Origin of the sequence: Virgibacillus sp. NKC19-3 (assembly GCF_019837165.1) — a bacterium.
GTDB lineage: Bacteria > Bacillota > Bacilli > Bacillales > Amphibacillaceae > Virgibacillus_L > Virgibacillus_L saliphilus.
This window is the reverse complement of record NZ_JAGYHC010000001.1, coordinates 901,335-921,167: the sequence shown is the minus strand read 5'-3', so window position 1 is coordinate 921,167 and position 19,833 is coordinate 901,335. Positions and strand designations below refer to the sequence as shown.

20 protein-coding genes and 12 tRNA genes are annotated in these 19,833 nt (G+C 40.5%); 2 read left to right on the top strand and 30 right to left on the bottom strand.

What is annotated here, in order from left to right; all coding sequences use genetic code 11:
- Positions 1-36: 36 nt before the first annotated feature.
- The 13 genes from KFZ56_RS04740 to KFZ56_RS04680 all read right to left on the bottom strand — a co-directional run bounded on the left by KFZ56_RS04740 (position 37) and on the right by KFZ56_RS04680 (position 1,984).
- Positions 37-110 (bottom strand) — tRNA-Ile (locus KFZ56_RS04740).
- 11 nt (positions 111-121) lie between these two features.
- Positions 122-195: transfer RNA gene (locus tag KFZ56_RS04735), tRNA-Gly, on the bottom strand.
- Between the two features lie 79 nt (positions 196-274).
- A tRNA-Pro gene (locus KFZ56_RS04730) sits at positions 275-351 on the bottom strand.
- Between the two features lie 5 nt (positions 352-356).
- Positions 357-433: transfer RNA gene (locus tag KFZ56_RS04725), tRNA-Arg, on the bottom strand.
- Between the two features lie 58 nt (positions 434-491).
- A tRNA-Leu gene (locus KFZ56_RS04720) sits at positions 492-575 on the bottom strand.
- A gap of 89 nt (positions 576-664) precedes the next feature.
- Positions 665-746, bottom strand: a tRNA-Leu gene (locus KFZ56_RS04715).
- 16 nt (positions 747-762) lie between these two features.
- Positions 763-838 (bottom strand) — tRNA-Lys (locus KFZ56_RS04710).
- A 70-nt stretch (positions 839-908) separates the two neighbouring features.
- Positions 909-983: transfer RNA gene (locus KFZ56_RS04705), tRNA-Gln, on the bottom strand.
- A gap of 5 nt (positions 984-988) precedes the next feature.
- A tRNA-Asp gene (locus KFZ56_RS04700) sits at positions 989-1,065 on the bottom strand.
- A 26-nt stretch (positions 1,066-1,091) separates the two neighbouring features.
- Positions 1,092-1,163, bottom strand: a tRNA-Glu gene (locus tag KFZ56_RS04695).
- Positions 1,164-1,170: 7 nt separating this feature from the next.
- Positions 1,171-1,261: transfer RNA gene (locus tag KFZ56_RS04690), tRNA-Ser, on the bottom strand.
- A 3-nt stretch (positions 1,262-1,264) separates the two neighbouring features.
- Positions 1,265-1,339: transfer RNA gene (locus KFZ56_RS04685), tRNA-Asn, on the bottom strand.
- Positions 1,340-1,528: 189 nt separating this feature from the next.
- A complete protein-coding gene (locus tag KFZ56_RS04680; protein ID WP_222640586.1) occupies positions 1,529-1,984 on the bottom strand; it encodes a SprT family protein in 456 nt (151 codons plus the stop codon).
- Positions 1,985-2,181: 197 nt separating this feature from the next.
- Between KFZ56_RS04680 and KFZ56_RS04675 the strand changes: the two genes are divergently transcribed.
- On the top strand, positions 2,182-3,645 hold the full coding sequence (locus KFZ56_RS04675; protein WP_222640584.1) for a catalase: 1,464 nt from the start codon (positions 2,182-2,184) through the stop codon (positions 3,643-3,645).
- Between the two features lie 192 nt (positions 3,646-3,837).
- Here KFZ56_RS04675 and KFZ56_RS04670 read toward each other — a convergent pair whose 3' ends face one another.
- The 15 genes from KFZ56_RS04670 to acpS all read right to left on the bottom strand — a co-directional run bounded on the left by KFZ56_RS04670 (position 3,838) and on the right by acpS (position 16,491).
- Positions 3,838-6,009 (bottom strand): Tex family protein, encoded by a 2,172-nt coding sequence (locus tag KFZ56_RS04670; protein WP_222640581.1) that lies wholly within the window; start codon positions 6,007-6,009, stop codon positions 3,838-3,840.
- A 175-nt stretch (positions 6,010-6,184) separates the two neighbouring features.
- Positions 6,185-6,781 (bottom strand): PP2C family serine/threonine-protein phosphatase, encoded by a 597-nt coding sequence (locus KFZ56_RS04665; protein WP_222640579.1) that lies wholly within the window; start codon positions 6,779-6,781, stop codon positions 6,185-6,187.
- Positions 6,778-7,569 (bottom strand): RNA polymerase sigma factor SigB, encoded by a 792-nt coding sequence (gene sigB, locus KFZ56_RS04660; RefSeq protein ID WP_222640577.1) that lies wholly within the window; start codon positions 7,567-7,569, stop codon positions 6,778-6,780. Before sigB ends, KFZ56_RS04665 begins: the two co-directional genes overlap by 4 nt.
- A complete protein-coding gene (gene rsbW, locus KFZ56_RS04655) occupies positions 7,541-8,017 on the bottom strand; it encodes an anti-sigma B factor RsbW (protein WP_255584837.1) in 477 nt (158 codons plus the stop codon). Before rsbW ends, sigB begins: the two co-directional genes overlap by 29 nt.
- Positions 8,017-8,349, bottom strand: coding sequence for an STAS domain-containing protein (locus tag KFZ56_RS04650; protein ID WP_222640575.1), 333 nt, complete (start codon positions 8,347-8,349; stop codon positions 8,017-8,019). Before KFZ56_RS04650 ends, rsbW begins: the two co-directional genes overlap by 1 nt.
- A 106-nt stretch (positions 8,350-8,455) precedes the next feature.
- On the bottom strand, positions 8,456-9,469 hold the full coding sequence (locus tag KFZ56_RS04645; RefSeq protein ID WP_222640574.1) for a PP2C family protein-serine/threonine phosphatase: 1,014 nt from the start codon (positions 9,467-9,469) through the stop codon (positions 8,456-8,458).
- A gap of 110 nt (positions 9,470-9,579) precedes the next feature.
- Entirely contained in the window at positions 9,580-9,981 is a 402-nt protein-coding gene (locus tag KFZ56_RS04640; RefSeq protein ID WP_222640572.1) for an anti-sigma regulatory factor, read from the bottom strand.
- A gap of 2 nt (positions 9,982-9,983) precedes the next feature.
- Complete coding sequence (gene rsbS, locus KFZ56_RS04635; RefSeq protein ID WP_309228253.1) at positions 9,984-10,340, bottom strand: STAS domain-containing protein; 357 nt, start codon at positions 10,338-10,340, stop codon at positions 9,984-9,986.
- Positions 10,341-10,345: 5 nt separating this feature from the next.
- Complete coding sequence (gene rsbRA, locus KFZ56_RS04630; protein WP_222640568.1) at positions 10,346-11,215, bottom strand: RsbT co-antagonist protein RsbRA; 870 nt, start codon at positions 11,213-11,215, stop codon at positions 10,346-10,348.
- A 228-nt stretch (positions 11,216-11,443) separates the two neighbouring features.
- Entirely contained in the window at positions 11,444-11,803 is a 360-nt protein-coding gene (locus KFZ56_RS04625; RefSeq protein ID WP_222640567.1) for a type II toxin-antitoxin system PemK/MazF family toxin, read from the bottom strand.
- 4 nt (positions 11,804-11,807) lie between these two features.
- Entirely contained in the window at positions 11,808-12,092 is a 285-nt protein-coding gene (locus KFZ56_RS04620) for a CopG family ribbon-helix-helix protein (protein ID WP_222640566.1), read from the bottom strand.
- Between the two features lie 126 nt (positions 12,093-12,218).
- On the bottom strand, positions 12,219-13,349 hold the full coding sequence (gene alr, locus KFZ56_RS04615; protein WP_222640565.1) for an alanine racemase: 1,131 nt from the start codon (positions 13,347-13,349) through the stop codon (positions 12,219-12,221).
- Positions 13,350-13,471: 122 nt separating this feature from the next.
- Positions 13,472-14,497 carry a LolA family protein gene (locus KFZ56_RS04610; RefSeq protein ID WP_222640564.1) on the bottom strand — a complete coding sequence of 342 codons (1,026 nt, stop codon included), beginning with the start codon at positions 14,495-14,497 and terminating at the stop codon, positions 13,472-13,474.
- Between the two features lie 38 nt (positions 14,498-14,535).
- A complete protein-coding gene (locus tag KFZ56_RS04605) occupies positions 14,536-16,074 on the bottom strand; it encodes an NAD(P)H-hydrate dehydratase (RefSeq protein WP_222640563.1) in 1,539 nt (512 codons plus the stop codon).
- 57 nt (positions 16,075-16,131) lie between these two features.
- Positions 16,132-16,491: a holo-ACP synthase gene (gene acpS, locus KFZ56_RS04600; RefSeq protein ID WP_222640561.1), complete on the bottom strand. Its 360-nt coding sequence runs from the start codon at positions 16,489-16,491 to the stop codon at positions 16,132-16,134.
- 121 nt (positions 16,492-16,612) lie between these two features.
- Here acpS and KFZ56_RS04595 point away from each other — a divergent pair, with 121 nt between their 5' ends.
- Positions 16,613-17,377 carry a rhomboid family intramembrane serine protease gene (locus KFZ56_RS04595; RefSeq protein ID WP_222640559.1) on the top strand — a complete coding sequence of 255 codons (765 nt, stop codon included), beginning with the start codon at positions 16,613-16,615 and terminating at the stop codon, positions 17,375-17,377.
- 31 nt (positions 17,378-17,408) lie between these two features.
- Here the strand turns inward: KFZ56_RS04595 and KFZ56_RS04590 are convergent, their stop codons facing one another.
- Together KFZ56_RS04590 and KFZ56_RS04585 are read right to left on the bottom strand one after the other, a co-directional pair.
- Entirely contained in the window at positions 17,409-18,827 is a 1,419-nt protein-coding gene (locus tag KFZ56_RS04590; protein ID WP_222640557.1) for a PH domain-containing protein, read from the bottom strand.
- Positions 18,820-19,299 carry a PH domain-containing protein gene (locus KFZ56_RS04585; protein ID WP_222640555.1) on the bottom strand — a complete coding sequence of 160 codons (480 nt, stop codon included), beginning with the start codon at positions 19,297-19,299 and terminating at the stop codon, positions 18,820-18,822. The genes KFZ56_RS04590 and KFZ56_RS04585 overlap by 8 nt, the downstream gene beginning before the upstream one ends.
- Between the last annotated feature and the right edge of the window lie 534 nt (positions 19,300-19,833).

Sequence of the window (19,833 nt, the reverse complement as noted above, 5' to 3'; positions counted from 1 at the left end):
TTGAGTCAATATGTTATTTGCTTAGAAAAAGCAAAATGGGCCTGGGTGGACTCGAACCACCGACCTCACGCTTATCAGGCGTGCGCTCTAACCAACTGAGCTACAGGCCCAAATAATAAAATGGAGCGGGTGATGGGAATCGAACCCACATCATCAGCTTGGAAGGCTGAGGTTTTACCACTAAACTACACCCGCATGGTAATAAAATATATTATTTCCGTACTAATTTCTGCTTAGGCCTTGCTAACATCTTACTCAGTCAGTCATATTCAAATGGTCGGGAAGACAGGATTCGAACCTACGACCCCTTGGTCCCAAACCAAGTGCTCTACCAAGCTGAGCTACTTCCCGTGAAATGGTGCGCCCGAGAGGAGTCGAACCCCTAACCTCTTGATCCGTAGTCAAGCGCTCTATCCAATTGAGCTACGGGCGCTTAAAAAAACACGTATCCGAATATAACATATCTCAGCAACAGATTACAAGTTTTTGAGTGCGGTCGGTGGGACTTGAACCCACACGGGATTAACTCCCACTAGGCCCTCAACCTAGCGCGTCTGCCATTCCGCCACGACCGCATAGATTTATAAACGAGTTCCCAAAGACGTTTGTATACCCTGCCTAAAAATTAAAATGCCATGAATATTCACAGCAGTTATTTTAGTAATGCGGGTGAAGGGACTTGAACCCCCACGTCCGAAGACACTAGAGCCTGATTCTAGCGCGTCTGCCAATTCCGCCACACCCGCATGTCTTCTATTTAAATGGTGAGCCATGGAGGGTTCGAACCTCCGACCCTCTGATTAAAAGTCAGATGCTCTGCCAACTGAGCTAATGGCTCATATTTGTTTCATTCTCATGATATTTTAACATGGAGATAGGACTAACAATATATAGACATCTCATAAAAATGGCTGGGCTACCAGGATTCGAACCTGGGGTGCACGGGATCAAAACCCGATGCCTTACCGCTTGGCTATAGCCCAACAAATGGCGGTCCGGACGGGACTCGAACCCGCGACCTCCTGCGTGACAGGCAGGCATTCTAACCAACTGAACTACCGGACCCAACCTATTTTATTTAAAAAGAAAGATGACCCGTACGGGACTCGAACCCGTGTTACCGCCGTGAAAGGGCGGTGTCTTAACCGCTTGACCAACGGGCCATATAAATGGCGGAGAAGGAGGGATTTGAACCCTCGCGCCGCTCTCGCGACCTACACCCTTAGCAGGGGCGCCTCTTCAGCCACTTGAGTACTTCTCCATATGGCTCCACAGGTAGGATTCGAACCTACGACCGATCGGTTAACAGCCGATAGCTCTACCACTGAGCTACTGTGGAATAATCTGCTTATATCGTAATTGCGCAACGAGAAATATAATACAATATCCTTATGTCATTTGTCAATGATTTTTTCATTAAAAATTGTTGCTTCAACAACATATCCATTCATTAGCTTATTTAATTTACCATGGATGACATAATTCGTCAATGGATTTCCCGTAATTTATTTATAACTTCGCTTTTCACCTATTTTAGTGCTTGCAACTTACCTCCGCATTTACCGCATTTATACTTTTTCACATCAACACGCCGCATTCTTTTATATTCCTGCTTACATTTCAGACAAAGATATGTATACTTATATTCCCTTTTTTGGGATGGTAGCGGGGTGCAATGCCTGGGAGATCCAGTTTCCCTTAATAATTTCTTGAAATCCTTATCACCATGCTTGTAACCTTTTCCTTCTATATGAAGATGATAATGACATAATTCATGCTTAATAATACCAATAAACTCATTTTCATCCATCTCAACAACATATTTTGGGTTTAGTTCGATAAGTTTTTTAGTCGGAATATATCTTCCGCCTGTTGTCCGAAGGCGATAGTTAAATGCCACGTCATGTGTAAAAGCTTTTTTAAAATGATCCACGGATAGTTTATGAACCAATTGATAAAGCTCTTTTTCATTTAATAGATCCATTTGCGAAAAACTTCCTTATACATATTCACTTTTATTCTATCATAAACATCTATATTAATACATATTTTTGTCCCTGGTTTTTATTCACTCTATCAATATTATCTAAAATAATTATAATTAAACTTTGATTTTTAATTAAAATGTATTATAATAGAAAAAGAAGTTACTTATAATACGTAAAGGAGAGGGGATTTACATTGAGTAATAATAAAAAAACACTAACGACTGGCGCTGGTATTCCGGTTGGAGATAACCAACACTCACTCACAGCTGGGAATCGCGGTCCTGGTTTAATTCAAGATTATCATCTATTAGAAAAGCTGGCACACTTTAATAGAGAACGTATTCCAGAGCGTGTTGTTCACGCAAAAGGGGCAGGCGCATTTGGATACTTTGAAGTTACAAACGATGAAATCTCTAAATATACGAAAGCTAAATTTCTAAGTGAAAAGGGAAAACGCACCAACATGTTTGCTCGTTTTTCAACGGTTGCTGGTGAACAAGGGTATCCCGACACGGTTCGAGACCCTCGCGGATTTGCGTTGAAATTTTACACGGAAGATGGAAACTATGATTTAGTTGGTAACAACACTCCTGTTTTCTTCATTCGTGATGCAATAAAGTTCCCTGATTTCATTCACTCACAAAAACGTCTTGGAAATGGATTAAAAGATCCTAATATGGTATGGGACTTCTGGTCATTATCACCAGAATCACTCCATCAAATCACGTACCTGCACGGTGATCGTGGTATCCCGGCAACCTACCGTCATATGAACGGATACAGCAGCCACACGTTCAAATGGGTAAATGAAGAAGGAGAAGCTTTCTGGGTCGTCTATCATTTTATCAGTGATCAAGGTGTACAAGGACTAGATCCGGAGTTAGCAGATAAGCTAGCTGGCGAAAACCCTGACTACCATAGAGAAGACCTATACAACTCAATTGAGAATGAAGATTTCCCATCATGGACCTTATATGTACAAATCATTCCATATGAAGATTATAAGACATACAAATGGGACATGTTTGATATTACAAAAACGATTTCCAAAAAAGATTATCCACGAATTGAAGTTGGAAAAATGGTGCTAAACCAGAATCCGGGAAATCATTTTGCTGATGTAGAGCAATCCGCATTGTCACCAGCAAACCTTGTACCTGGAATTGAAGCATCACCGGATAAAATGCTTCAAGGTCGTATATTCAGTTACGCCGACGCGCATCGCTATCGTTTAGGTGCAAACCATCAACAAATTCCGGTTAACCGTCCGGCTAATGAAATCAATAACTATCAACGTGATGGTTTTATGCGGGTAGACGGTAATAGTGGAAATGCTCCCGTTTACGAACCTAATAGTGTAGATGGGCCGGTTGAAGATCCTTCTACAAAAATCAAACCATTCGAAGTATCCGGTGAAGCTGATAGTGTAGCTTACGACAGTACAGATCACTATACGCAGCCTGGAGATCTTTATCGTTTGATGAGTGAAGATGAGAAAGCCCGTCTTGTTAAAAACTTTGCTGATCATATGAGACCAGTTGAACGTGACGAAATCAAATTACGTCAAATTGAACATTTCTACAAAGCAGACCCTGATTGGGGCGAAAGAGTCGCTGCAGATTTAGGATTATCTGTTCCCGAAAGTGTAAAGAAATAAAAGAATGAGGAGAGAATAGTGCAGTTTTGCACTATTCTTTTTTTATTCCTTATCCCCTATAATTTAAAACAGTGGATCATTTAGCAACCAAATCAGCCCATCACTCCAGTTTCTAGCACTTAGATATTTCAGACTCCGGAAACGCCCACAAAACAAAAAGCCAGCTGCCTAAAAAAGCAACCAGCTTCCAGTCTAATTTTCACTTCCTATCATTGATAATGCAATTCTGCCTTTATCTGCATCAATATTTTCCACCCAGACGGTAATGACATCTCCTACTGAAGCGATGTCCATTGGGTGCTTTACAAATTTATTTGCCATTTTTGAAATATGAACAAGTCCATCCTGTTTGACGCCAATATCCACAAAAACACCGAAGTCGACCACATTTCTGACCGTGCCCTGCATTTCCATTCCTGGGGTTAGGTCTTCTAAAGACATAACATTTTGTTTCAAAACCGGTTGTGGAAAATCATCCCTCGGGTCACGTTCCGGACGGCTCAGGGAGTTCATAATATCAATCAGTGTGGGTTCCCCTATTGCTAAGTTTGTTGCCGTTTCCTTTTTATCCAATGATTTTATTTTCGCTTGTAGTCTATCTGTGCCAATATCATCTAATTTACAATCAATCATTTGTAGGAGGTTTTCCACATTCGCGTAGCTTTCCGGGTGAATCGGTGTACGGTCTAATGGATGATCCCCATCAACAATCCGTAGGAATCCGATCCCTTGTTCATATGTTTTTGCACCAAGACGAGGGATGTTCTTCAACTGCTTGCGGTTGGTAAATTTCCCTTCCTCCTCACGTTTGGTCACGATGTTCGCAGCGACCGTTTTACTTAGGCCTGCTACATATTGCAGAAGAGAGGATGAAGCAGTATTTACATTGACACCAACCTGGTTTACTGCTGTTTCCACAACAAATGTTAAAGATTCATTCAGTAATTTTTGACTGACATCATGCTGGTATTGCCCGACGCCAATGGATTTAGGGTCAATTTTTACAAATTCAGCAAGTGGATCCTGGACCCGGCGCGCAATAGATGCGGCACTTCTTTCTTCTACCTGTAAATCAGGGAATTCCTCACGTGCCAATTTGGAAGCGGAATAAACACTTGCCCCGGCTTCGTTAACAATGATATATGGAACATCCAAGTTGTTTTTCGTAATAACATCAGAAATGAATTGCTCTGTTTCGCGAGATGCGGTACCATTTCCGATTGCAATAAGTTCAATATTGTATTGCTTGATAAATTGCAGGACAACCTTTTCAGCTCCTGCAGTGTCGTTTTTTGGCGCAGTTGGATACATGACACTGACATCATGCACTTTGCCGGTTTCATCCACGACTGCTAACTTACAGCCTGTCCGAAAAGCAGGATCAACCCCCAGGATGGTTTTTCCTTTCAATGGTGGTTGAAGTAATAGGTTTTTAAGATTTTTCGAAAAAACTTCAATCGCTTGTTCTTCTGCCTTTTCAGTGAGGCTGCTACGTATTTCCCGTTCAATCGATGGTTGTATTAACCGCTTATAAGCATCGTCGATCGCTTCATGAAGTATTTCTACCGTTTGTTCGTTTGTAGCTCTTTTTATTATTTCACGGCGTAAGTATTCCGTTATAATTTCTATTGGTGGCTGTATGCTAACTTTGAGCACTTCTTCTTTTTCGCCGCGATTTAATGCTAGAATTCGGTGAGACACCATGGAGCGCACTGATTCGCTATAATCGTAGTACATGCCATAGACAGCTTTTTCATCTTTTTCCTGATTCTTCACTTCTGATTGCATGGTTCCTCGTTGAAATGTTTCCTTACGTATATATTCCCGGTACGCGGGATCATCAGAAATCCATTCGGCAAGTATATTATTTGCGCCTGTAAGTACATCATTGATGGTATGTAAATCATGTTCTTCGGAAAAATAATTCTCAGCCTCAGCATGGATAGCCGTCATTTCCTGCATCCAAATTTGCTCAGCTAGTGGCTCCAATCCTTTTTCTTTGGCAATTGTTGCTTTTGTCCGGCGCTTTTGTTTATAAGGGCGATATAAATCTTCTACACGTTGTAATTGGGTTGCTTCTGTAATTTCCTTTTCCAGTTCCCCGGTCAATTTGCCCTGTTCATCAATGATTCGAAGCACTTCTTGTTTTCTTTCTGACAGATTAACTGCATAGGTCCATTTATCTTGTACTAATTTAATTTGTACTTCATCCAAGCCACCTGTTACTTCTTTGCGGTAACGCGCTATAAAAGGGACTGTATTTCCTTCGTCCAATAAACCGATCACTGTACTGATGATACTTTTATTTACTTGCGTTTCCCCGGAGACCCATTGGATGAGATCTTTATTTAATTCATTAGTCACAGTAGTTCCTCCTTTGCTAACCTCTTATATTTTACCAAAGAATAGGGTGATTGCATAATGCGGATCACAAATGAGAAAAGACACTCATCAACAATATGAAGCCCCAAGCACTCTTGGTCAGTCCGAGAATGTCATTGTTCAATGAAAAAGACCGACACGTCAGCGCCAGCCTGATTTATTCTTTATATCGAATTGCAATTAATGTCGTATCATCTGTTCGAATGTCATCACTAATATGCTCAAATGTTTTCGTGATCGTATAAACATCGTGATTATTCCAATACTTCTTGGACAAATCTTTATCAGATACGCCATCAGAGAACATAATGAAATTCATATTAGGTTCGAGTTTTTCCTGCATTATTTTAAAAGAACGTTGATACCCGCCTAAATAGCCTGCATTCGGGATCGTACGCTTTCTCTTTTGGCTTTCTTTAATGGTCATGACACCTATGTTCCCTATGGAGGAGAAGGAATACAGCCCGGATACAAAGTCCAATTTTAAAATTCCTACAACGGCGCCTCGTTTCCCAGATAATTTTGTATTACATAGTTTGACAAGTTGCTCTACTGTTGCATGAATATTGTCTCTAATAATATCAATAACTATTTGGGAAGATTCCTTTGCAACTTCACCACTGCCAAGCCCATCCGCTAATGCACATACAAATTCATTTTCTGTTTCCATATAAAAATAACTGTCTCCACAGTGATAATTTCCTTTTTTTGGCTGTTGAAAAACAGAAACGTTCACTTTGTCGAGGGTATTCAATCAAATACCTCCGAGCTTTCAGATTGGATAGCCTCCCGCAGTTTACGTAAAGAGCGACGTTGCAGTCTTGACACATGCATTTGTGAAATACCAAGTAGTTCTCCGGTTTCTTTCTGGCTTAAATTATCAAAATACGTGGACTGTAGGATTTGCTGTTCCCGTTCAGACAATACAGGTAGAATTTTCTCCAGTATTATTTGCTGATCAATATTATCAAAACCACGTTCATCTTTCCCGATTAAATCTAAGATGGAGACCGTGCTGCCATCTGAGTCTGCTTCTATCTTGTGATCCACAGAAAGTGCCTTATAGCTTTTACTCATCTCCATTGTTTCCAGTACATCTTCTTCGGAAACATCAAGATAATCTGCAATTTCGACAACTGTTGGGGATGTTTGATTTATGCTTACTAAATCCTCTGCAGCTTTTCTTATTTTGGGACCTAGCTCTTTAATTCTGCGTGGTACATGTACACTCCAAGTTTTATCACGAATAAACCGTTTCATTTCACCAATTATCGTTGGAATGGCGAAGGACTCGAAGGATTTACCAAATGTCGGATCATACCTTCTAATCGAGGCCAATAATCCAATCATACCCACCTGTACTAAATCTTCGTGAATGGTACTGCTTTTAGCATACTTTCTTGCAATAGATTCCACGAGATCTTTATACATAAGCACAATTTTTTCTTGCACTGCCTCATCCGTGGGCTCTTTTTGCAGATGTTCTATCCATTGGTAAACCTCATCTCTTCCTTTATTGTCTGGTTGAGATTTGGTTGTCATCAAGCCCCACCTCGGTTTCATTAAGATACTTCGTCATTAGGACGATTACACCATAGTTATTATTAATCTGAACTTTATCCATCAGTGCATCGATTAAAAATAGGCCAAATCCTCCTTCACGCAGATTTTCAACAGACTCTGTGTTTTTATAGGGGCCTATGTCTTGCTTCACTTCATTTAAGCTAAAGCTTCCCCCATAATCAGCAACCATAACTTCCAACCGATCCTCGTATACACCGAATCCAAGCGTCACTTCCCCTTCATCTGCGTTCTCATAGGCATGTGTCACTGCGTTGGTAATTGCTTCTGATACAGCAATTTTCAAATCTTCAATATCTTCATAGGAAAAACCCATCCTACTGGCGATCCCGGAAATGCTTAATCTTATAACTCCGACATATTCCGCTTTTGCAGGAATCTTCATCTCGATAAAATCAAAATTATCCATTATACATTTCCACCTCGAATCCCAGCATCAATATCCATAATTTCATCCAATCCGGTTATTTTAAACAGGCGCAGTACACGTTCCTGGATATTAATTAATTTTAGTTTACTTTCATGCTCATTCGTAGATTTAAGCGCACTAATGAAAACACCCAAGCCTGTACTATCCATATACGTAACATCTTTTAAATCCACGTTAACCGTATGTCCCTGGTGATAAGTTAAAGGTAATAGTTTCGCTTTTAATTCAGGCGCTGTATAGGCATCCACTTCACCTGAAAGATGAACAGTGGATGTTTCCTGTTGATCAACGACATCAACCACTAAATTCATGACTAACCTCCTGAAACGACTATATGATTCATAATAAGAAGACCATGTCTTCCGAGCCGTATATAATTATAATTGCATTTATACCAATACCCATTTGTATATCGCATTAAACGTCTTTTTTCAAAATTAATAAGGTGAAGTCGTCTCTTAATTGGAAGTCTTGTAGACGTTCGAAATGCTTATATACGTTATTAACCATTTCCTGTGCAGGTAGATAGGCGTATTGTTTGATAACATCGAGTACCTCTTCGCTTTCAATAAACCTTTCCCCATCTTTACTTTCGGTGACCCCGTCCGTTAATAAGACAACCATGTCACCTTTATCAAGTTTCTTTTCATATTGTTGATAATCCGTATTGGGGAATACACCAAGAACAAGCCCTTTCGCTGTGATCTCTTCAAACGAATCGAATTCGGCATTGTAGAAAAAGCCCGGTTCATGACCTGCTGAAGCGTACTGGAGTGTACGCTTTAAAGGAAAGTATTGTGCATAAAACATGGTGATAAACATACTCGCATCAACATTTCGTTCTACAACACGGTTTAAATTCTTTAATATTGCTGTTGGATCCATGGCTTCCTCGGGATAACTCTCCAGTGAATATTTAATCATGGACATACATAATGCTGCAGGTATGCCTTTTCCGATAACATCTGCTATAGCAATACCAAGGGAACCATCTTTTCCTTTTAAGAAATGATGATAGTCTCCATTCATCTGATGTGCAGGAACACTTATGACACCTATATCGATGCCATCTATCTCCGGCTTTGTCGTATGAAGCAGGCTATCTTGCATATTTGCGGCAACAGCTATTTCCGACTTCATAGTCATTTGTTCCTCCCGCAATGCTTGATACTCCTGAAGTGCAAGACCATAGGAAATCATCGCCTCCAGCAAAAAATCCATCGAATGCTGGAACTCCTCAGAGAGATTGGGGTATAGTTCACTCAATGCCTGTATATGCAAATTGATAATCTCTTCCGGAAGAATATTATTACTAATAAACGATTTGCTAACTTGTTCAGCTCCGTACAACGATTGCTCATTTGGTTTTTCAATATAATGTTTCAATAAATCCTTATAATTGGCTGCATCTAATTTCATCGTCTTATCCATTGGAATTATCCCCCAAAATTATATTTATACAGGTATGATCTCCGAAAACGTTAACGCGTGTTTCCAGAAGTCAAATTTGTAAATATCAGCGGAAGAGCCGGTTTCATTGGTTACCTTAGCCACTTAACTGTTTTTATCTTTGTGCCACTACCTGCCTCCGACTGTATATCAAACTCATCCATGAGACGTTTTATACCTGGAAGCCCTGCACCCAGACCACCGGAAGTTGTATAACCGTCTTGTATTACCAGGGAAATGTCACTTATTCCAGGCCCTGAATCAATAGAAATAATGGACATCCCTTTTTGATCGAGGGTATCAATTACTTCAAAGCAAATTTGCCCATTTTCTGCGTATAAATATATATTGCGGGCCAATTCCGATATTGCTGTTGCAATACGCGCTTGATCAATGGTGCCAAATCCGACCTTTTTTGCAATGTCCCGACCAAGCTGCCTGGCTCCAACAATATCCCATTCTTGTCGAATATTCATACAGGATTGAGATTCCATAACTATTCCCCCAATTCCTGGTAAAGTTTTACAAGTCCTTGTTCCAAGTCTAAAGCAGTAGCGACATTTTTCAAATGAATACCTAGATCAATCAAAGTCATGGCTACTGCTGGCTGGATACCTGTTAAAACTACCTTCGCCCCCATGAGATCTGACATCGTAACCACGTCACCGAGCACCTTTGCAATAAATGAATCGATGATCTCTACTGATGTTAAGTCAATTACTACCCCTGACGAACCATTTTGGTGAATCTTATCCAATAAATCTTCTTGAAATTGTATAGCCGTCTTATCATCTATTTCGGTTTGGATCGATACTAATAAGTAGTTATTTAATTTTAGTATTGGTATTCGCACTTGTTTCACTTCCTTTGTAGAGATTCAATCAGTCTTTCAATATCCTCATCTTTTTGCTCAAGATCTACAATTTTCCTGTTGGTGATTTCCAGAGCGCTTGTGAACCCCTTTTTTAGTGAGCTTTTCGTTGGGAATTTTTCCAGATCAATGCCGAGATTAACAATTGTCTGGGCAATTTCCGGACGAATCCCAACAAGAATACAAGTTGCCCCCACGAGTCTCACTGCCTCAGCTGCCTGAATAATATGATGGGCAACCATTGTGTCAACGACGGGGACACCCGTTATATCAATTAGTACAACCTCTGAATTATGCTTCATTACACCTTCTAGCAGGTTTTCCATAATTAATTTCGCCCGCTCTGTATCAATGGTGCCGACCAGCGGCATTACAGTGATACTTTCCACAACCGGGATAAGCGGTGCAGATAGTTCCTGCAAGGCAACCCGTTGCATGGAAACCGTTTGTTCCCAACTACCGGAATACTCATTCACTAATAGCCGAATAATTGGTTCGACCCATTCATCAACACTCTTTAATACATTTGAGATAAAAATGGAATCGACTTGGTCCGATTGATTTAATATGTAATCAACCGTCACTCTTCTAAAAACTTGTAATCCGTCCGTGACATAACTCAAAGGCCACCCTAGATTAATAATTTTCTCAGAAAATTCCTCAACATCTTTTGTGTTTCCCTGATTTTTGATACTGGTGAATATAACATTTACAAATTCTCTATTGGTGCTTTCAAACAACTCTTCAGGAATTGTTGCCATATTGTTGTCCTGTTTAAGTGCATTAACTTCATCCAGCCACATTTGAACAATGGTATGACTGTTATCTATTACAATTTCCTTGAATTTCTCATCCATTCGCTTAGCCCCCATTTAAATATCGACTATAAAAATAATATACATCTCCATACTTCGGCAATTTTCGCACAAAATACCATCATATACCAAGATTCATGTATTTTGTAGATTCTATTGTAACATATAATATTCTATAATTATGCTCGTAGCCTTAATCTATTCTCAGATTATTCCGGTTTTTACTTCTACGCACATTAAAAAAACCCCCGTCGTTGACAAGAGGCCTTCCTAATGACCATACATATCTCTAAGTCCAAGACTTATTTCCAATGCCTGGTCTATTTTTTTCATCATTTCATTATCCAATTTTGTAATTTTGTCAGTCAAACGCTGTTTATCCAGGGTTCGAATCTGTTCCAGCAAGATGACAGAATTACGATCAAAGCCATAACGCTTTGCATTTATTTCTACGTGTGTTGGCAGTTTTGCCTTCTGGATCTGTGCTGTGATTGCAGCAACAATAACCGTAGGGCTAAAGCGATTTCCTATATCATTTTGCAGGATCAACACCGGGCGTACGCCCCCCTGCTCTGATCCAACTACAGGGGAAAGGTCGGCGAAATATACTTCGCCTCTTTGAACGATCAAATCGCTACACCCCTATCACAGAGCGCTCTAGGGTGTTTTCAGCCTCCTCTTCGGCCTGAAAGGCTTCTGAAGCGATTGTTAAATTAATCCGTCCCATTTCCTCATAACCCTTTTTCATCGTTTCGCGAAATTGTTGTATATGCTCATCTCTCTTTTGATCCAGGTAGTTTTTCGTCGCCTGACTGATGAAATCACTCAAATCACTGTTTTCGTATTTCATTAATCCATCCACCTCATTCAATAGGTTTGTTGGTAACTTCACTAAGACCTCTTGCAAGCTCTCTGACAAAACTAAACACCTCCGCCAAACTGTTGAACGAACTCATATAAATTCATTTTTATAATACCATTGAATTCTAACGTTTGCAAAGGGTTCTCGGATTTTCTTTCAAAAAAACTATGTTTTTGTCGTTTATTACGATTGATTTGGGGTATAAATCCGGGGAACACGGTTATTAATTATACATGGAATTTCGTAATTAATCGTATCAACATAATTCGCAATTTCATCCATGTCGATGACATCACCATCCTGCGCTCCGATTAACGTCACCTTTGTACCAATTGGGTATTCCCTATCTAACTGAATCATCGTTTGATCCATGCAAATTCTGCCGACAATGGGCATACGCTTGCCGTCCACTAACACAGAGGCACCTTGGAGTTTGCGTATCCATCCATCCCCATAGCCAATGGGGATCGTACCAATCCATTCGCACTGTTTAGCGGTATACGTAGCCCCGTAGCTTACAGACTCGCCGGGAGCGATTCTTTTTACAGAAATCAGTCTACTATGCAGGGAAAAGGCTTGTTTTAAATCAATCTCACCTTTTGCCTTCACCGCTCCTGATGGATACAATCCATACATTGAAATGCCGAAACGAATGAAATCATACATGTCTTCCGGCAGGCGTATAGAAGCAGCACTGTTGCCAATATGAATGGCTACCTCATATGGCCAATATTCCTTAAAGAAAGCTAAAAATGCATCAAAGCGCTCCTTTTGCTCGTAAAAATAGGTCAAATCTTCCTCATCTGCAGTAGCGAAATGTGTAAAGACTCCAGTTAAATATATGCTTGGATTTTCATTTAATGCATCCAGCATTTGTTTTAATTCCTTTTGATTGCGAATACCAATCCTTCCCATGCCGGTATCCCATTTCATATGCACTTTTAAATTTTTATCCAATTTATAGGTTTCCACTTCTCGTAGCCATTCTTCCTGAAAAAATGTCAGCGTAATGTCTTGATCGGCTGCAACTGGTGCTGCTTCTGGAGGAGTACGCCCCAGCACTAGAATAGATGCCTCTATGCCAGCTTTTCGTAATACGAGTGCTTCTTCCAATAATGCAACAGCTAAGGCGTTGGCCCCAGCTTCCAACGCCCTTTTAGCAACAGGGACACTTCCATGACCATAGCCGTCTGCTTTTACTACCGCAATAATATTGCTACTTTCAGGTAGTTTTTCCTTCATTTGCTCTATATTATACGCAATTGCATCAAGATTTACTTCTACCCACGTATCCCTATAAAAATGATCCGTCACAACAAAGGGCTCCTTTTCACATCGATGTTACTATCATTATTCCGCTTTCACGTGTACCTGTCAATGAAAAGTAAAAAGCAGACCCCCTCTCCGCTTGCGAGTCTGCATAATCACCATCTGACTTATTTCACTTCTTGACTTTGAACAGATTGGGCTACTTCGATTAATTCTTCTCTTGTCAATTCTTCACTTGCCAACGTGAAATCTACGCCATCATGGCTCCACTCCAGTGTTTTGTCTGACAAGGATCCGACCGTACCACCTAGATTCACAATATCTCCTTTTACTTCCTGCGGAGAGGATAAAGTTGGCTGAACTTCTGTTGTCTCTTCAACCAGTGTGAAATTCTTTTCTCCTTCAAATGTCAATATAGCTCTCTTTCCATTCTCTAACTCTACATCTCTCTTTTCTGTTAAATCAGCACCAGCCATATACGTTGGATAAAGCACTGTCAACTGCCCTTCTTTTCCATCACCTGATACTGGTTCATCGACTGTCGCCGTACTTTCCATATTTTTATCTATGGTAAAGTCATCTTCTTCAAAGCTCGGATCTGTATCGAAATTTGAAAACTCCACTTGTACCAATGTATTTTGATCCTGATCAAGCACATTTACAAGCACTGGTGTCAAGGTATCTTTGTCAAAGTGAATTTCCTGAAATGGCAGATTGTTATTGCTTTGATAATTTGTTTTTGTCTTGAAAACATAATTGGCTTCCGTTGCTTCAAATTCTGCCTCTTCATCATTTAATACATCCGTTACGAGTGATTGATACAAATATGGCTGACTACTATTGTCCGGCCATTCTGATTGAAATTCAAAATGTTTATTCAATGCAGGGGTAAGCACATATACACCGTCTTCATTTTTTAAAATGATTTGGCTTCCTTGCTCATCCTGATTATTTGTCAATCCAACTCTATAAAAGTCCTCTTCTTCACTTTGATGCCAAATGTCTATATTAAATTGCTGATTTTCCTGCCCTGTGTTCATCTCCATTACAGCCTCAGCCTTATATCCACTCATGTCTTCTAACGTTTCTTCTAGCTCCCCCGCCACATCTTCCTGCGATTTTTCACCACAAGCAGAAAGTACGAAGATTAAACCGATTGCAGTCGCCACCCAAATACTTAACTTTTTTTTCATGAACATATCTCCCTTGTCTCGTCAACATTAGGGAACAATTAATCACGCAATGTAGAAAATCTACGATATACATTTGAAATACCATCGATCACATCGGATGCCATTAAATCATGATAAGAATGTGTATCTTCAACTAATAAATCTGCAGACTTACCATGAATGAAGCACGCGTTACACAATGCCTGGAAGATACCTTGCTTCTGCATAATCTGCGCCAGAATAATTCCTGTAAGCACATCTCCACTTCCGCCTTTGGCAAGCCCAGGGTTCCCGGACGTATTTACAGACTGCTTCCCGTCGGGCGCACTGATGATTGTATGCTTCCCTTTTAGCACGACATAGACATTATGAACACGAGCAAAATCCGATGCATATTGAAATGGTTTTGATAGAAGCTCATGGACAGAAATATCCAGCAACATAGCCATTTCTCCAGGGTGTGGTGTTATGATTACAGGATGCGACCCCGCCCTTAATATGGATAGATCCAGTTTGGTATGATATAAGCCATCCGCATCAATAACGACAGGGCATTCTGCTTGATGAAGCGTATGGTGGACGAGTGAACTTGTTTCTTTGTTTCGTCCCATGCCTATCCCCAGTGCAATCGCATCATATCCATCAACGGCAACAGGAGTATCATTCGTTAAATGACCATTGCTCTCTGCAAGTGCAACGTAAGTAGATTCAATGTTTTCAGAAGCAATCATTTGAATAACCTGCTTGGAGGTTGCAGCTGTCATCAATCCTGAACCAGCTCTTAAGGCTGCTTTTACCGTCATTGCCAGTGCACCGGGCATGAACGTACTTCCACCAATAACGAGCCCTCTTCCGTGATCCCCTTTATGATCATAGGATTTACGATCCGGCATCGTTTGACTGGTCTCCTCTTGCCCCCATACAATCCTATTCGTATATTTCTGAAAGGCCGCTTCAGGAAAACCAATGGAAATCCTTTCCCACTCCCCGTAAAAAGGGGCCGTTGACTCCAAGAATGCACTCATTTTCGGAGCTCCGACAACAAACGTATAATCAGCTTGTACAGCTGTAAACGCCGAAGGGACTCCTCCCTCTTCATCTGCAGGGAGACCTGATGGAATATCAACCGAAACAGTATAGGCATTCGAATGATTTAAAACAGATACAATTCGATTTAAGGGCGCTCTCAACTCTCCTTTGATGCCTATCCCTATCATAGCATCAACGACTATGTCGGAACGCACTATCATGTCATTTACATCCTTCTCATGCGTCACGGTTTGTAATGACCCCCCGCATTTTAAAAATAAATGCTTATGATAAAGTGCGTCGCCGGTAATTTTCTCATCCGAAACCACTTGTACAACGTGAACCTCGTACCTGCTGTTCATCAACGTCCTTGCAATAACAAATCCGTCTCCACCATTATTTCCCGAACCTGCTAATACAGTTATTCGATTTCCCTTATTCAAGCTCGCTTCGATTCGCTCGCAGATGGCTCTTCCTGCGTTCTCCATTAGAAGCTTCCCATCCATTCCAATTTCCTGCATGGTATAATGATCGATATCGTACATTTCTTTTGCGGTGACAATATACACTTAGTTCCCTCCTACCCGCACTAGAATATATGAGACAACCATGGTAAATATGCACTGTTAATTATCTGCAATAACAACCTGGGCTGCCACGTAATCCCTGCTGTGCGTAATTGATATAAATATATTTTTCGCTTCAAATCCCCGCACCTTCATCGATGGCGCTCCATTCTCATCAATAGTTACTTCGATATGTTGAAAGCTCAATTCTCCAATTCCTGTACCGTTCGCCTTTGCAAATGCTTCCTTCGCTGCATACCTGCCTGCAAGAAATTCCACTTTTCTTCGATCACTCTGCAATTGGGTAAATACTTTTTTTTCATGTTGTGTTAAAATTCGATCAACAAATCGATTATTTTTCTCCATACTATTTCGAATACGACCCAGTTCGATTAAATCAATTCCAATTCCTTTTATCATCTTTTTCCTTACCCTTCTTTGACAAATCACTGTATTTCATGTATTTATGCACTTATAATAGTAATACCATTATAAAATAATAATACCCGAGATTAAATTATTTCACGCAGGGGGACCGCGTATGTTTATTCGAACGGAACGAAGTATAAAGGAATTTATCCAATTTTATCCTATTGTTGCAAGTTTGGTTATGATCCATATCGCTTTATGGCTACTTATCGATCTCTTGCAGCTCCAATTTGGATCATTTCTCTATGAATGGGGAATTGGCAGCAATTATTTGGTTGATCAAGGGCAGTACTGGCGTCTTGTAACTCCGCTATTTTTTCATTCCGATATTATGCATATGCTATTTAATTCGTTTGCACTTGTATTGTTTGGGCCGGCTTTGGAGCAAATGCTGGGAAAGGTTAAATTTCTTGTAGCTTATTTGGGAGCCGGGATAATAGGCAATATTGGCACATATGCTTTCGGGGCATCTGAAATTTGGAATGTACATCTAGGCGCATCCGGAGCTATTTACGGATTATTTGGTATATATGTGTTCATGATTGCATTCCGCAAACATCTTATCGATCCAGGGAGCAAGCAAGTCGTCATGGTCCTATTTATTATTGGATTAATCATGACCTTTGTTCGCGCCAATATTAATATCCATGCCCATATTTTTGGCTTCATCGGTGGATTTGCAATCGCCCCGCTCATCCTGACAAATGTTAGGCCTTTTTCACCTTGGAGAAACCAACAGCGCTACAGGGATGATGATTCCATCCAATTTGACCCGAAACGATGGAAGAAAAGAAGGGTCTCTAAGAAAAACATCATTTGGATTGTTGTAGGGATCCTTGTATTACTGGGGATACTTGGGAGGTTCAATATATTATAAACTCGGAAAGCTGAGAAGCCTTCCGAGTATACTATTCACGATAGGAATACCAGTCCGATAATAGATCCAAATCATCCGCATTCAGTTCTTTTAGGCTGTAATGTTTACCTACCCCCAGCTTTCCAATAATGGACAATTTCAAGGTTGCTAAACTTTGGCTCTTTTGAATTTTATGCTGTTTCTTCTCAAATGCCTGAATTCGTTTATGGTACATAAGCATTGTCATTTTGCTAAACGTACGATACCGCACCATTAAGCGATTCCCTTTTACATCATACCCGCTGGCACGATAACGTAAAAATCCTAAACCAAAAGCAGCGATCAATAAAAGGATGACTAGCCAGCTAAATTGTGGTAGGAGAAACATTACCACAACCCCAAGTAATATGACCGGAACCATTGTGCGAAATAAATAAAAGGGGAGCGCACGCTTCGGAAGCGGATTAAATTCTTTAGGGTGCTCCGCATACTCCGGTAAAATTTCCTGTAAAAACTCCTCCACTTCATCTCTTCTCATGATGGGGAATAAAACCGTGGAGAAATCCTGCCCTTGATCCAGAGATCCCCCTGCCACTTCGGCAAACACAGTAACAAATCCTAATGGTTGTCGTATTATACTCTCCTGAATCCCAATCGCTTGTATCCTGCTAAGCGGTATCGTTATTTGCTTTTTCTCGAGTAGCCCACGTGTGATAAACAATTCATCCGTAGATTTTGTAATCGTGAAATTTCCATATTTGATTATCGTTCCAGCGATCCCTAAAAGCCAAAGGAGGAGCAATACGACAAATACGAATCCGACGATTAACGCAATACCTAAACCAATCACCCAACTCATCGCATTGTCAAAGAATTGATCCGGTATAAATCGCTCAAACTCTGTTGCCCCTATAGCTAAAACGAAAATGACTCCAAGGCTTCCCGACGTGGATCCAGCGATAAAAAGGCGTTGAAATGATATTTTATAAAAAGGATTTGTCGTCTCTTCTTCCTCCAGTTCCCCTTTCAACGGTGTATTTTCATTTTTCAATTCATCTCTTAACTTTTCTGCTTCTGTCAATTTGACCGCTTTTAGTGAAGCCTCCGCCCCGTCTCCTCCACTTGCTGTTTCGATCTGGACCTTTGCCAGTTTAAATATTCGATGAATAACACCAGACGTTAAGTCGATGGATTGAATTCGATTTTTAGAGATATATCGTTTTTTCCGAACAAAAATGCCATATTCAATGCGCAGCTCGTTATCCTCCACTCGATACGTGAACCGATACCATGTAATAATACTGTAGGTAACGAGAAGCAGTACCAAAGCAAATAGGATTAAAATAAAATAGATCAAAGACTCGTCCCTGAATGTAATAAAACCAAAAATAAGAACAAAAAGAAATTCCCTGATACCCTTGATAAAATTAAATATAATTGCTGCCGGATGCAGGCGTCTTGGTTCAGACATCATCTTCATCCACCCTTGCCAATGCAGAAATCCGATCCCGCAGTTCTGAGGCATCCTCCTCAAGTAAAGCAGGAATCTCATGAGTCGTTGCTGCCGTTGAAATTGTCACACTAGCCAAACGAAAATTCCTCAAAATAGGCCCCTGCTTCGTATCAACATGTTGCACCCGGATCATTGGGACCAGCGTCCTTGAAACAATTAATATCCCATGTTGTATATATATTTCCTGATCAAAAACTTCATAACGCCATCTCCTCCAACGAATTTCAGGAAATAAAAATACAGCTAAATATGTACTTAACCCACTAATTAGTATGGCAATACTTACAAACCAATAGGAAAGCGTATAATGATAAGAAATAATAGCTATGGCGAGGGTTGCTAACCAGAGCACCGCCACATATATGGCCGCGGTTATTTTCCATGCCTTGATCGCATCACGCGCGATCATATTTACCGGTGGTTGTCTCATTGTATTCCTCCTTTTGCTTCTTAATCTATACATGATTATACAGAATTGTGCTATCGGGAGAAAGTTTTTTTGGATGGCGTTGTGAGCTTCTCTATTCAGAATCACCTTAATACTTTAATGGACGATTCTTTCATGGCCACTGTTATGATATTTTGCATGTTTTCGATCACCAAGAAGACCAAAAGATCACTCTGATACATGCTTTAACCCTTTTCTGTGATTCATGTACCTGAGGGCTCCCCTATGGTACATGCTTTAACCCCTTTCTGTGATTCATGTACCTGAGGGCTCCCCTATGGTACATGCTTTAACCCCTTTCTGTGATTTATGTACCTGAGAGCTCCCCTATGGTACATGCTTTGACCTCTTTCTGTGATTCATGTACCTGAGGGCTCCCCTCTGATACATGCTTTGACCTCTTTCTGTGATTTATGTACCGGAGAGCTCCCCTATGGTACATGCTTTGACCTCTTTCTGTGATTCATGTACCGGAGAGCTCCACTCTGATACATGCTTTGACCTCTTTTTGTGATT

What these genes read in the sequence shown, in the direction of transcription:
- KFZ56_RS04680 (WP_222640586.1), bottom strand. Translation starts at nt 1,984, where the DNA reads ATGGATCTATTAAATGAAAAAGAGCTTTATCAATTGGTTCATAAACTA.
- sigB (WP_222640577.1), bottom strand. Translation starts at nt 7,569, where the DNA reads ATGACAACCAAATCTCAACCAGACAATAAAGGAAGAGATGAGGTTTAC.
- rsbW (WP_255584837.1), bottom strand. Translation starts at nt 8,017, where the DNA reads ATGGATAATTTTGATTTTATCGAGATGAAGATTCCTGCAAAAGCGGAA.
- KFZ56_RS04650 (WP_222640575.1), bottom strand. Translation starts at nt 8,349, where the DNA reads ATGAATTTAGTGGTTGATGTCGTTGATCAACAGGAAACATCCACTGTT.
- KFZ56_RS04645 (WP_222640574.1), bottom strand. Translation starts at nt 9,469, where the DNA reads ATGGATAAGACGATGAAATTAGATGCAGCCAATTATAAGGATTTATTG.
- KFZ56_RS04640 (WP_222640572.1), bottom strand. Translation starts at nt 9,981, where the DNA reads ATGGAATCTCAATCCTGTATGAATATTCGACAAGAATGGGATATTGTT.
- rsbRA (WP_222640568.1), bottom strand. Translation starts at nt 11,215, where the DNA reads ATGGATGAGAAATTCAAGGAAATTGTAATAGATAACAGTCATACCATT.
- KFZ56_RS04610 (WP_222640564.1), bottom strand. Translation starts at nt 14,497, where the DNA reads ATGAAAAAAAAGTTAAGTATTTGGGTGGCGACTGCAATCGGTTTAATC.
- acpS (WP_222640561.1), bottom strand. Translation starts at nt 16,491, where the DNA reads ATGATAAAAGGAATTGGAATTGATTTAATCGAACTGGGTCGTATTCGA.
- KFZ56_RS04595 (WP_222640559.1), top strand. Translation starts at nt 16,613, where the DNA reads ATGTTTATTCGAACGGAACGAAGTATAAAGGAATTTATCCAATTTTAT.
- KFZ56_RS04590 (WP_222640557.1), bottom strand. Translation starts at nt 18,827, where the DNA reads ATGTCTGAACCAAGACGCCTGCATCCGGCAGCAATTATATTTAATTTT.
- KFZ56_RS04585 (WP_222640555.1), bottom strand. Translation starts at nt 19,299, where the DNA reads ATGAGACAACCACCGGTAAATATGATCGCGCGTGATGCGATCAAGGCA.